This is a genomic window from Streptomyces montanisoli (genome assembly GCF_017813245.1).
GTDB classification, from domain to species: domain Bacteria; phylum Actinomycetota; class Actinomycetes; order Streptomycetales; family Streptomycetaceae; genus Streptomyces; species Streptomyces montanisoli.
Map to the genome: position 1 here is coordinate 19,018 of NZ_JAGIQL010000076.1, position 12,341 is coordinate 31,358.

Genomic DNA, 12,341 nt, shown 5'->3' on the forward strand with positions numbered 1-12,341 from the left:
ACCGCCTCGGGCAAATGGCGGGTCGTGATCCGGACGGCGTGCCGTGCGGCGGCCGTTCGTCGTTCCGTCGGGGGATGGGCCGGCCCTGAGGGAGGGCGGCGGCCCGGTGACGGAGGTGCAGGATGGGCGGGACGGGCGCGAAGTGGCGCGTGCGGCGGCGGAAGGCGGGCGTGGTCCGGGACGGTGCCCCGGTGCCGGCTCTCGACCGGGCGCTCGCGGCCGTCGGCCGGCTGGCGGTGCGGCGGCGCGGGGCCGTGCTGCTGCTCGCCGCCTGCCTGGCCGCGCTGTGCGCCGTGCTCGGCCACTCCGTCAGCGCACGGCTCGTCAACGGCGGCTTCGTCCCCGGCACGGCCCCGTCCGCCCGGGCGCACGCCGATATGGCCTCCTTCGGCGGCGGCGCGCCCGATCTCGTCCTGCTGGCACGGACTCCCGCCTCGGTCGACGGCACGGCCGAGCGGCGGGCCGGTCTGCGGCTGGTCTCCCGGCTGCGCGCCGACAACGGGGTACGCGGTGTGGACTCGTACTGGACGGGCGAGTTGCCGCACTCCCCGGCCGGGCGCGCCGGAGGCGGTGGGCCGGCGAGCCTGCTGCGGCAAGAGCTGCGCTCCACCGACGGTCACACCGCGCTCGTCCTGGTGCGGCTGCGGGGCGGGGCCACCCAGGCACGCGGGACGCTGGCCCGGTTGATCCCCGAAGCAGCGGGCGAGCAGGGGCCGTTGACGGTGCGGGTCACGGGGCAGGCCGCGGCGCTCGAGGATCTGCAGGAGCAGAGCCGGCAGGATCTGCGGACCGCGGAGACCGTCGCCGCGCCCGCCGTGCTCCTTCTGCTGCTGTGGGCGTTCGGCAGCCTGTGGGCGGCGCTGCTGCCGCTGGCGGTGGGCGGGCTGGCCGTCGCGGGGGCGATGGCCGTGCTGACGGCGCTCACGACGGTGACACCGGTGTCGGTGTTCGCGCTGAACCTCACCACCGCGGTGGGTCTCGCGATGGCCGTCGACTACAGCCTCTTCCTCGTCGTGCGCTACCGGCAGGAGCGTGCCGCGGGCACACCGCACGACGAGGCGCTGGCGCGGATGATGCGGTACGGCGGCCGCACCGTGGCGGTGTCCGCGGCCGTCGTCGGCGCGGCGCTGACCGGGCTGCTGATCTTCCCGCTGTACTTCCTGCGGTCCCTGGCCTGGGCGGGGCTCGCGGTCGTCGCCCTGGCCGCGGCGGGCGCCCTGCTCGCCGTGCCCGCCGCGCTGTCCCTGCTGGGGGCGGAACGCGCGGGACGTGACTGGTTCGCCCGCATGAGGCACAGGGGCGCGCCCGAGGAGGGCAGGTGGTTCAGGCTCGCGTGTGCGGTGATGCGGCGGCCCGTGCTGGTCACCGCGGCCGCCGTGGTGTTCCTCGCTACGCTCGCCCTGCCGTTCCACGGCGTCCACTTCGGGCTCAGCGACGAGCGCGTGCTGCCGAGCTCCGCGCCCGTCGCGCAGGCCGCGCGGTCGCTGCGGGCGGGATTCCCCGCCGTAGCGGGCTCCGAGATCGACGTGGTGCTTCCCCACTGGTACGGCGAAACCTCGTCGGGACGAGGCGAGTTGGACGTGTACGCGCGCCGGCTGTCCGCGCTGCCCGGCGCGCACGGCGTACGCACCACCACCGGGCTCTACGCCAACGGCCGCCGGGTCCTGGCCTGCCCGGCTCCCGCGCGGGCGCCCATCGTCCAGCGGGCCACCTGCGCCGACCTGCTGGCCCGCCATGGGTCGGCCACCGGGACGTGGGTGGCCGTGAGCGGGCCGACCGCGCCCTACGGTGTGGCGTCCACCCGTCTCGTGCACGCGGTACGCGACACCCCGGCGCCCGCCGCGGCCCGGCTGGCCGGTCCCGGCGCGGAGCTCGCCGATCTCAAGAAGGTGCTCGTCGAACGGATGCCGTACGCGGCGACGTTCGTCGTCCTGATCACGCTCCTGCTCCTCGCGCTCTTCACCCGCAGCGTCTTCCTGCCGGTGAAGGCGCTGGTGATGAACACACTGAGCCTGACCGCCACGCTCGGCGGGATGGTGTGGATCTTCCAGGACGGCCATCTGCGCTCTCTGGTAGGGCACTTCACCGTCACCGGCACCACGGACCTGCTCACACCGGTGGTGGCGATGTGCCTGGCCTTCGGGCTGTCCATGGACTACGAGGTCCTGCTGCTCTCCTGCATCGGGGAGGCGCGGCTCGGCGGCCGCGACACGGTGCGGGCGACGGCGGTCGGCCTGCAGTCCGCGGCGCCGCTGTTCGTCGCCTCGGCGGCCGTGGTCGTGGTGGTGCTGCTCGCCCTCGTGTTCGCGGGCATCACCATCATCAAGCTCATCGGCGTCACCGTCGCGCTGTCCCTCGTCATCGACGCATCGCTCATCAGGCCCGTGCTCGTCCCCGCGGTGATGGCGCTGGCGGGGCCCGCGAACTGGTGGTGGCCGCTCGGGCGTCGCGCCCGGTCCGCCGGCCACGGCGCGGCAGTCCCCCGGCCCGCGCCCGCCCCAGACGCCGGGAACGAGGCCGAGCCCGGTGCACCCGGGCCCCGGGCCAAACCGCCGGGGGCCCTCGACACGCACGGCCCCGCCGGCCCCGCAGGCCCCGCGCAGGACGACGCCGTCCGCCGCGCCACGTGACGGCCGCGCCCTACCGCGCCTCGCCGTCCATCGCGCTCCCGGCGCCTTCCGGAGCCGGGGCCGCGCGCTACCGCTCCTCGCGCGCGGCGCTCCGCGCGGCCTCGCGCCCGTCGGGTGACAGGCACCACCGCCACCACCGGTCCAGGTGCGCGTCGTCCACCTCGCCGGCACCGAGCAGCGCGGGCCACCCGAGCGCCCGCGCCTGGGCCGTCACCTTCGCCCCGCCCTCGACCGGGTCGACGGCCAGCACGGGGGTGCCGGCCCGCAGCGCGAGCACGAGGCCGTGCAGCCGCGTCGTCACGACGATGTCGAGCCGGGAGACCAGCGCGAGGTACTGCTCGGCGGTCGCGGGGCGCCGCCAGTCGCCGGAGTCGAGCCGGGTGTCGGCGTCGACGCGTGCGCAGTCCTGACGTCCGAGCCAGCGCGTCAGCGCCTCGCCCACCGCCTCGTGGCGGCGGCCCGCGCCGTATTCGCCCTGACCGAACGTGAGCGCTACCCCGGCCACCGGGGGCAGCGGGCCGAGGGGCGCCGTCAGCGCCAGGTCGGGGCGCGGCCACGGGTCGCCGCCGTCCCTCGCCACCACCGTGTGGAAGCCGGTGACCGCGGGGTCGGCGGGATCGACGACGCTGACTCCCGCGGCGATCCTGCGGCAGCCGCTGAAGCGTGAGTGCAGGCGCTCGACCTGCTCGCCGTGGATCGGGCCGCACACGAACAGGAGGACGTCGTAGGCGCTCGGGTCCGCGTCCGCGAGTGAGAGCGCGCCGGGAGCGAAGACGGGGCTCCACGCCGTGTCGTACGCGAGCCCGGCCGCGCCGAGCGCCGCCTCGACGCGGCGGCAGGCGAGTGCGTCACCCGCTGTGACCTCGCCGTCGAGGAAGCTGAACCATCCGGTGACGAGAGTACGGCGCGCCGGCTCGGAGGGCGACCGGAGTTCGGCCAGCAGTTGAGAGGTCAGGTCCGTCACGGTGATTGTCCTCGGTTTCCTGGTGTGGGTCCTTGCCGCCCGGGTACCCCGGTCTTCGGCACCGTGCCACGGACACGTGGTGGCAACGCTCAGACGACCGGGCAGGTCCCGGTTTCCACACGTTCGACCGATCAGGACGACGCCGGGCATCAGGCAGTGGTGCCCTCCTCACCGCTCCCGAGCCGCGCACACCCGCGCTTTCAGTCAATGCCAGAGCGTGAGCGAGGCTCTCGCTTCCGCACTCGCACCGAAAGGCCGTCGTATGAGCACGAGCACGATCCAGTGGCCGCACTGGCGCCGGGCCGTGGTGACCGGGGGCGCCGGCTTCGTGGGTTCGCACCTGTGCGAGCGCCTGCTCGATCTGGGCGTGCGCGTCGACTGCGTCGACAACCTGTGCACGGGCGCGGAGGCCAACGTCGCGCATCTGGCGGACCATCCGGGCTTCCGCTTCCACCGCGCCGACGTCTCGTCACCCGAGTGGACGCGTGACCTGCGCGGCCCGTACGACCTGATGCTGCACTTCGCGTGCCCCGCCTCCCCCGCCGACTACCTGCGCCTGCCGCTGCAGACGCTGGACGTGGGCAGCGCGGGCACGCGCAACGCGCTCGCCGTCGCGCACCGGGACGGCGCCCGGTTCCTGCTCGCCTCGACGTCCGAGGTGTACGGGGACCCGCTGGTGCACCCGCAGCGCGAGGACTACTGGGGCAACGTCAACCCCGTGGGACCGCGCAGTGTGTACGACGAGTCGAAGCGGTTCGCCGAGGCTCTCGTCACCGCGCACGCCGGCGCCGAGGGCACGGACGCGGGGATCGTGCGGCTGTTCAACGTGTACGGGCCGCGGATGCGGGCGCACGACGGCCGCGCCGTGCCGACGTTCATCTGCCAGGCCCTCGCGGGCGAGTCGCTGACCGTGGCGGGCGACGGCCTGCAGACGCGCTCGCTGTGCTTCGTCGAGGACACCGTGGAGGGCGTACTGCGCGTAGCGGCGAGCAGGTCGGTGCGGCCGGTGAACATCGGCGGCACCGACGAAGTGTGCGTGCGGGAGATCGCGGAGCGGATCATCGCGCTCACCGGGTCCCGTTCCAGCCTGCGTTTCGTCGAACGCCCCGTGGACGACCCCGCGAGGCGGCGCCCCGACACCACGCTCGCCCGCGAACTGCTCGGCTGGGAGGCGCACATCCCCTGGCAGGACGGCATCAAGCGCACCATCGCGTACTTCGAGGGCTCAGGGGCCCGCGGACCGCGCGACGACGACTGACCGGCGGAGGGGAAACACATGCGCGTTCTCGGCGTCAATGCCCTGTTTCACGACCCGTCGGCCGCGCTCGTCATCGACGGGCACACGATCGCGGCGGCGGAGGAGGAACGTTTCACGCGCCGCAAGCACGGCAAGCGGCCCGTGCCGTTCTCGGCGTGGGAGCTTCCCGAGCTGTCGGCGCGCTGGTGCCTGGAGCAGGCCGGCCTGACGCCGGCCGACCTGGACGCCGTCGCGTACTCGTACGATCCCGCGCTCGCGCGCCCCGCCGCCGACATGGGGCTCGACGACCCGTTCGATCCGCTGCGGCAGGACTACGCGCGGCGGGCGCCCGGGTTCCTCGCGGAGGCGCTGCCGGGCCTCGATCCGGAGAAGGTGCGCTTCGTGCCGCACCACGCGGCGCACGCGGCGTCGGCCGGGCAGGCGTCCCCGCACCCGGACTGCGCGGTGCTCGTGCTCGACGGGCGCGGCGAGTGCGCCTCCCACCTCGCGGGTCGGTATGTCGATCGGGAACTGACCGTGCTGGCGGCGCAGGAACTGCCGCACTCGTTGGGCCTGTTCTACGAGGACCTCACCGAGCACCTCGGATTCCTGCGCAGCAGCGACGAGTTCAAGGTGATGGCCCTCGCCTCGTACGGTGAGCCGCGGTACGCGGACGTGCTGCGCGAGCGCGTGCACGGCAATGGCGACGGCGGCTTCACGACGCGCCCCGTGGACTGGGCGACCCTCGCGCCGCGGCGTGAGCCGGGCGCCGGCTGGACGCGCGCCCACGCCGACCTCGCGGCGAGCGCGCAGGCGTGCCTCGAGGACGTCGTCCTCGACCTGGCGTGGTGGCTGCACGAGCGCAGCGCGGGCGAGGAGGTGCTGGCGCTCGCGGGCGGCGTGGCGCTCAACTGCGTCGCCAACACGCGTCTGCACAGGGAGGGTCCGTTCGCGCGGATCTGGGTGCAGCCGGCGGCGGGCGACGCGGGGACCGCGCTCGGCGCCGCGCTCCACGTCGCGCGGGAGAAGGAGCCCACGCGCGCCATGCCCACGCCGGCACTCGGCCGTGGCTGGAGCGACGAGGAGCTGCGGGAGGTACTCGAGCGGGCGTCCGTGCCGTACGAGGAGCCGGACGACATCGCCGAGACGGTGGCCGAGACGCTGGCGGCCGACGGGGTCGTGGCGTGGTTCCAGGGCCGCTCCGAGTACGGTCCTCGCGCCCTCGGGCACCGCTCGCTGCTCGCGCACCCGGGGTACGCGGCGAACCTGGACCGGCTCAACGCGGTCAAGGGCCGCGAGGAGTTCCGCCCGGTGGCGCCCATGGTGCTGGCGTCGCGGGCGGCCGAGCTGTTCGACGGGCCGCTGCCGAGCCCGTACATGCTCTTCGTGCACGACGTCGCCGAGGCGTGGCGCGAGCGGGTGCCGGCGGTGGTGCACGTGGACGGCACGGCCCGCGTCCAGACGGTGGAGGCGGACGAGGAGCCGCTGGTGGCGCGGATGATCGAGGCCTTCGAGCGGCGCACCGGCATCCCCGTCGTCGTCAACACGAGCCTGAACACGGCCGGGCGCCCGATGGTGGACACGCCGCGTGACGCCCTGGAGTGCTTCGGCTCCGCGCCGGTCGACCTGCTCGCGCTCGGGCCGTTCGCGGTGCGCAGGAAGGCGGTGTTCGCGTGAAGGGCGCCGAGTACGCCGTCGTGATCCCGACCGTGGGCCGCCCGTGCCTGCGTGACTGCCTCGCGGCCCTCGCGAGCACCGCGGGGCCCGCGCCGAGCGACGTCGTCGTCGTGGACGACCGTCCTGGCGCCGCGGGCGAGGTGCCGCTCGACGGGGCCGGGTCGCTGCCCGTGCGGCGGGTGGTGAGCGGTGGCCACGGTCCCGCCGCCGCGCGCAACGCGGGTTTCCGTGCCGTGTCCGCGCCGTGGGTGGTGTTCCTCGACGACGACGTCCGCGTCACCGCCGACTGGGGCGAACGGCTCGCCGCGGACCTGGCGTCCGCCGAGCCGGGCGTCGGCGGGGTGCAGGGGCGTCTCGTGGTGCCGCTGCCCGAGGACCGCAAGCCGACGGACTGGGAGCGCGGTACCGCGGGCCTCCAGGACGCGGCGTGGGCGACGGCGGACATGGCGTACCGCAGGGACGTGCTGGAGAAGGCCGGCGGGTTCGACCCGCGCTTCCCGCGTGCGTTCCGCGAGGACGCCGACCTGGCGCTGAGAGTCATGGCGGCGGGGTGGCGGCTGTGCCGCGGGGAGCGCGTCACGCACCACCCGGTGCGCCCCACGGACCGCTGGGTCTCCGTCAGGGCGCAGCGCGGCAACGCCGACGACGTCCTGATGACGAAGGTGCACGGGCGCGACTGGTGGGCGCGCGCGCAGGCGCCGCGCGGCAGGCTGCCGCGGCATCTGGCCGTGACGGGCGCTGGTCTTGCCGCGGTGGTGCTGGCCCTCGCCGGGCAGCGGCGGCCCGCGGCCGCGGCGGCGGGCCTTTGGGCCCTGGGCACGGCCGAGTTCGCGGTGGCGCGCATCGCGCCGGGGCCGCGCACGGCGGACGAGGTGGCGACGATGGTGGCGACCAGTGTCGTGATCCCGCCGTTCGCCGTACGGCACTGGCTCGGCGGCCTGATCGCGCATCGGGGGACGGTCAGGTGAGCGCCGTGGCTGCTGTGCTCTTCGACCGGGACGGGACGCTCATCGAGGACGTCCCGTACAACGGCGACCCCGCCCTGGTGCGGCCGGTGCCCGGCGCGCGCGAGGCGGTCGACGCGGTGCGCGCGGCGGGCATCGCGACGGGCATGGTCAGCAACCAGTCGGGCATCGGGCGCGGCCTGCTGACGGCCGACGAGGTCCAGCGGGTCAACGACCGGGTGGACGAGGTGTTCGGCCCCTTCGACGTGTGGGTGGTGTGCCCGCACGCGCCCGAGGCCGGGTGCGGCTGCCGCAAGCCCGAGCCGGGGCTTGTCGTGGAGGCCGCGCGGCGGCTCGGCGCGGACCCGGACGCGTGCGTGGTGATCGGGGACATCCGGGCGGACGTGCTGGCGGCGAAGGCCGCCGGGGCGCACGGCATCCTCGTCCCGAACGCGGCGACCCGCAAGGAAGAGGTGGACGCGGCCACGCACACCGCGCCCGACATACTCAGCGCGGTGCGCGCCCTGCGGTCGGGGGGCTGGTCGGTGTGAGGGCCCTCGTCGTGCGCCTCGACAGCTTCGGCGACGTGCTGCTCGCCGGGCCGGCCGTCCGTGCCGTCGCGGACCGGGCCGACCACGTCGACCTGCTGTGCTCCCCGCGCGGTGAGCCGGCGGCGCGCCTGCTGCCGGGCGTCGACGACGTCGTGGTGTGGGAGGCGCCCTGGGAGGGGTTCGGGCCGCCCACCGTCGAAGAGGCGGACACGGAGGGCCTGGTGCGGCGGCTGCGCGAGCGCGCGTACGACACCGCGCTCATCCTGACCTCGTTCCACCAGAGCCCCCTGCCGACGGCGCTCCTGCTGCGCCTCGCGTACGTACGGACCATCGGCGCCGACAGCACCGACCACCCGGGGACGCTCCTCGACGTGCGCCACCGGCGGCTGCCCGGCCGCCACGAGGTGCGGGCCGCGCTCGACACGGCCGCCGCGCTCGGCTTCCCGCTGCCACCGCGTGACGACGGGCTGATGAGGGTGCTGCCGCCGCCCGACACGACCGCGCTCACCGGCAACGGCCCGTACGTGGTGGTGCATCCGGGTGCCAGCGCCCCGGCCCGCGCGTGGAGCGAGGAGCGGTGCGCGCGCGCCGTGACCCTGCTCGCCGACTCGGGACACCGCGTCATCGTGACCGGCGGCCCCGGCGAGCGCGAACTGACCAGGCGCGTCAGCGGCACGGACGGTGTCGACCTGGGTGGCAGGACAGAACCCGCCGCGCTGGCAGGCGTGTTGAGGAGCGCGGACGTGGTGGTGTGCGGCAACACCGGGCCCGCGCACCTCGCGGCCGCCGTGCGCACGCCGGTGGTGTCGCTGTTCTCGCCGGTCGTCCCGGCCGAGCGGTGGGCGCCGTACGGCGTGCCGTCGCTGCTGCTCGGCGACCAGCGCGCCGCCTGCGCGGACAGCCGTGCGCTGCACTGCCCCGTGCCGGGCCATCCGTGTCTCGACGAGGTCACACCCGAGGACGTCGTGCGGTCCGTGCAGAAGCTGGCGAAGGAGTACACATGAACATCCTGCTGTGGCACGTGCACGGCTCGTGGACGACGTCCTTCGTGCAGGGCCCCCACACCTACCTGGTGCCCGTCACCCCGGACCGCGGCCCCGACGGCCTCGGCCGGGCGCGCACCTGGGACTGGCCCGCCTCGGTACGGGAGTTGACGCCGGACGAGCTGCGCTCGGCCACCATCGACATGGTGGTGCTCCAGCGCCCGCACGAGATCGACCTCGCGTACGAGTGGACGGGCCGCCGCCCGGGCACCGACGTGCCCGCGGTCTACCTGGAACACAACAGCCCGGACGGGACTGCGGTCGGCACGCGCCACGCGCTGGCCGGCCGGGACGACATCCCGGTCGTCCACGTCACCCACTTCAACCGGCTGATGTGGGACAGCGGCAGGGCGCCCACCACGGTGATCGAGCACGGCATCATCGACCCGGGCCACCGCTTCACCGGCGAGGAGCGCCGAGCGGCGGTCGTCGTCAACGAGCCGGTGCGCAGGGGCCGTACGACCGGCACCGACCTGCTGCCGCGGTTCGCCGCGCAGGTCCCGCTGGACGTCTTCGGCATGGGCACGGACGCGCTCGCAGGACACCTCGGGCTGCCACCGGAGCGCTGCCGCACCCGGGACCTGACGCAGGGCGAGCTGCACACCGCGATGGCGCGCTGCCGGCTCTACCTCCACCCGGTCCGGTGGACGTCGCTCGGCCTCTCGCTGCTGGAGGCGATGTTCCTCGGCCTGCCCGTCGTCGCGCTCGGCACCACCGAGACCGCGGAGGCCGTCGGGAAGGAGTCGGGTGTGGTGTCCAACCGCTTCGACGTACTGGAACAGGCGGTGCGGGACTTCGCCGAGGACCCGGACAGGGCCCGCGAGACCGGGCTGCGCGCAAGGGCCGCCGTCCAGGGACGGTACGGCGTCGAGCGCTTCCTGGACGACTGGGAGCTGCTGATGAAGGAGGTCACCCGATGAACAGGCGCCGGCGCACACCGTGCCCCCCGAAACACATCGCCATGGTCTCCGAGCACGCGAGCCCGCTCGCGGCGCTCGGCGGCCCCGACGCGGGGGGCCAGAACGTGTACGTGGCGGAGCTTGCGGGGCGCCTCGCCCGGCGCGGCCACCGCGTCACCGTCTACACCCGGCGTGACGACCCCGACCTGCCCCCGCACGTCCGCACGCCGGACGGCTACCTCGTGGTGCACGTGCCCGCCGGGCCTGCCACGCGCGTGCCGAAGGACGAACTCCTCGACCACATGCCCGCGTTCGGCGATTTCCTGGCACGCAGCTGGTCGCTGGAGACCCCCGACGTGGCGCACGCGCACTTCTGGATGTCCGGCATGGCGACGCTCGCGGGCGCCCGGCAGCACGGTGTGCCCGTCGTGCAGACGTACCACGCGCTGGGCACCGTCAAGAGGCGCCACCAGGGCGACGAGGACACCAGCCCGCACGAGCGGCTCGCCATCGAGCGGACCATCGGCCGGGAGGCCGCCAGGGTGCTCGCCACCTGCGCGGACGAGGTCGCGGAGCTGCGCGAGATGGGCGTGCCGCGGCGGCGGATATCGGTGGTCCCGTGCGGTGTCGACACGGACCACTTCGCCCCCGTGCCGGGCACGGGGCGCCCTCCGGGCGCGCCGCGGCGGCTGCTGGCGGTGGGGCGTCTCGTGCGGCGCAAGGGGTTCGACCGCGCGATCCGCGCGCTGGCCGACGTGCCCGACGCCGAGCTGCTGATCGCGGGCGGCCCCGAGGCGTCGCTCCTGTTCGCCGACCCGGAGGCGGAGCGGCTGCGCAGGACGGCGGAGGCGTGCGGCGTGTCCGAGCGGGTCACCCTGCTCGGCGCGATCTCCCGCGCGGAGATGCCCCATCTGATGTCGGGGGCCGACCTCGTCCTCTCGCTGCCGCAGTACGAGCCGTTCGGCATCGTGCCGATCGAGGCGATGGCGTGCGGGAAGCCGGTCCTGGTGACCGCCGTGGGCGGGCACCTGGACACGGTGGTCTCCGGTGTGACGGGCGCCCTGGTGCCCACGTCGGCCGACCACGACCTGGCGGACACGATCAGGACGCTGCTCGACGACCCGCGGCGGCTCGAGCGCCTCGGCGCCTCCGGCCGCGCGCGGGTGCTCGACCGGTACACCTGGGACCGGGTGGCGGACGGCGTCTCGCGCGTCTACAGCCAGCTGTCCCCCGCCCCCTCGCTGACGGGAGCAACGCGATGACCGCGCCCACCACGACGAACACGCACTGCGGGGACCTGATGACGGCGCTGCGCCACTTCAGCGCGCAGGCCGGCACGGTGGAACGCTGGGGCGCCGAGCTCGCCGCGCGGCTCGGGGGCGGGGCACGCCTGCTGGCGGCAGGCAACGGCGGCAGCGCCGCGCAGGCCCAGCACCTGACGGCCGAGCTGGTGGGCCGCTACCGCGAGGACCGGCCGCCGTACTCGGCGCTCGCGCTGCACGCGGACACCTCGTCCACCACGGCGATAGCCAACGACTACGGCGTGCAGGAGGTCTTCGCGCGGCAGACGTCGGCGCACGGGCGGCCGGGCGACGTGCTGATGCTGCTGTCGACGAGCGGCGCGAGCGCGAACCTGCTAGCGGCGGCGGACGAGGCGCGCCGCATCGGCATGCCGGTCTGGGCGCTGACGGGTCCCTCGCCCAACCCGCTGGCCGCGGCGAGCGACGAGGCGCTGTGCGTGCGTGCGCCGGCCTCGGCGACGGTCCAGGAACTCCACCTTGTGGCGGTGCACATGGTCTGCGAGGCGTTCGACGCGGCGGTGGCGCGGTGAATCCGCTGGTCGTGGTCGGTGACGCGCTGCTCGACCAGGACGTGACGGGCCGGGTCGACCGGGTGGCGGCGGACGCGCCCGTGCCCGTCGTCGACGGCGCGACGACGAGGACCCGGCCGGGCGGCGCGGCGCTCGCGGCCTACCTCGCGTCCCTGGAGGGGCGTGACGTCGTCCTGGTGACGGGCCTGGGCAAGGACAACGCGAGCGCGGCCGTGCGCGCGCTGCTGCGCGGCCGGGTCACGATCGTCGAACTGCCGCTGACCGGCGCCCTGTCGAAGAAGACGAGGGTCCTGGCCGAGGGGCATCCGCTGCTGCGCCTCGACGAGGGCGACGGCAGGGCGGGGCAGGCGACGCGTGAGGCGGCGGACGCGGTGGCGGGCGCGGCCGCGATCCTCGTGTCCGACTACGGCCGCGGCACCGTGGACACCCTGCGCGAAGAACTCACGCGGGCGGCGGCCCGGCGCGTGCCCCTCGTGTGGGACCCGCACCCGCGCGGCGGCGCGCCCGTGCCGGGCACCCGTCTCGCGACGCCGTCGGCGCGCGAGGCGCAGGGGTTCGCCGGAGG

Annotated in this window: 10 protein-coding genes and 1 pseudogene; 10 read left to right on the plus strand and 1 reads right to left on the minus strand. The window is 75.3% G+C overall.

Annotated elements, in window-relative coordinates; genetic code table 11:
• The first annotated feature begins 191 nt into the window (after positions 1 to 191).
• Positions 192 to 2,630: an MMPL family transporter gene (locus JFN87_RS18885; protein ID WP_209341489.1), complete on the plus strand. Its 2,439-nt coding sequence runs from the start codon at positions 192 to 194 to the stop codon at positions 2,628 to 2,630.
• A gap of 67 nt (positions 2,631 to 2,697) precedes the next feature.
• Here JFN87_RS18885 and JFN87_RS18890 read toward each other — a convergent pair whose 3' ends face one another.
• On the minus strand, positions 2,698 to 3,594 hold the full coding sequence (locus tag JFN87_RS18890) for a polysaccharide pyruvyl transferase family protein (protein ID WP_307865509.1): 897 nt from the start codon (positions 3,592 to 3,594) through the stop codon (positions 2,698 to 2,700).
• Positions 3,595 to 3,856: 262 nt separating this feature from the next.
• On the opposite strand from JFN87_RS18890, the gene JFN87_RS18895 reads away from it, so the two are divergent.
• The 9 genes and pseudogenes from JFN87_RS18895 to JFN87_RS18935 form a co-directional block, all read left to right on the plus strand.
• Complete coding sequence (locus JFN87_RS18895) at positions 3,857 to 4,852, plus strand: NAD-dependent epimerase/dehydratase family protein (protein WP_209341496.1); 996 nt, start codon at positions 3,857 to 3,859, stop codon at positions 4,850 to 4,852.
• A gap of 18 nt (positions 4,853 to 4,870) precedes the next feature.
• Positions 4,871 to 6,508: a carbamoyltransferase family protein gene (locus JFN87_RS18900; protein WP_209341498.1), complete on the plus strand. Its 1,638-nt coding sequence runs from the start codon at positions 4,871 to 4,873 to the stop codon at positions 6,506 to 6,508.
• Positions 6,505 to 7,476, plus strand: coding sequence for a glycosyltransferase family 2 protein (locus JFN87_RS18905; RefSeq protein ID WP_209341500.1), 972 nt, complete (start codon positions 6,505 to 6,507; stop codon positions 7,474 to 7,476). Before JFN87_RS18900 ends, JFN87_RS18905 begins: the two co-directional genes overlap by 4 nt.
• Positions 7,477 to 7,481: 5 nt before the next feature.
• Entirely contained in the window at positions 7,482 to 8,003 is a 522-nt protein-coding gene (locus tag JFN87_RS18910; protein ID WP_372449254.1) for a D-glycero-alpha-D-manno-heptose-1,7-bisphosphate 7-phosphatase, read from the plus strand.
• A complete protein-coding gene (locus JFN87_RS18915; protein ID WP_209341504.1) occupies positions 8,000 to 9,007 on the plus strand; it encodes a glycosyltransferase family 9 protein in 1,008 nt (335 codons plus the stop codon). Before JFN87_RS18910 ends, JFN87_RS18915 begins: the two co-directional genes overlap by 4 nt.
• Complete coding sequence (locus tag JFN87_RS18920; RefSeq protein WP_209341506.1) at positions 9,004 to 9,966, plus strand: glycosyltransferase; 963 nt, start codon at positions 9,004 to 9,006, stop codon at positions 9,964 to 9,966. The genes JFN87_RS18915 and JFN87_RS18920 overlap by 4 nt, the downstream gene beginning before the upstream one ends.
• The gene (locus JFN87_RS18925; protein WP_209341508.1) at positions 9,963 to 11,207 is read left to right on the plus strand and encodes a glycosyltransferase; all 1,245 of its coding nucleotides are present in this window, start codon (positions 9,963 to 9,965) and stop codon (positions 11,205 to 11,207) included. The genes JFN87_RS18920 and JFN87_RS18925 overlap by 4 nt, the downstream gene beginning before the upstream one ends.
• A complete protein-coding gene (locus JFN87_RS18930; protein ID WP_209341510.1) occupies positions 11,204 to 11,776 on the plus strand; it encodes a D-sedoheptulose-7-phosphate isomerase in 573 nt (190 codons plus the stop codon). Before JFN87_RS18925 ends, JFN87_RS18930 begins: the two co-directional genes overlap by 4 nt.
• Positions 11,773 to 12,341, plus strand: a pseudogene (locus tag JFN87_RS18935) (D-beta-D-heptose 1-phosphate adenosyltransferase); the annotation flags it as partial. The gene JFN87_RS18930 and the pseudogene JFN87_RS18935, both read left to right, overlap by 4 nt.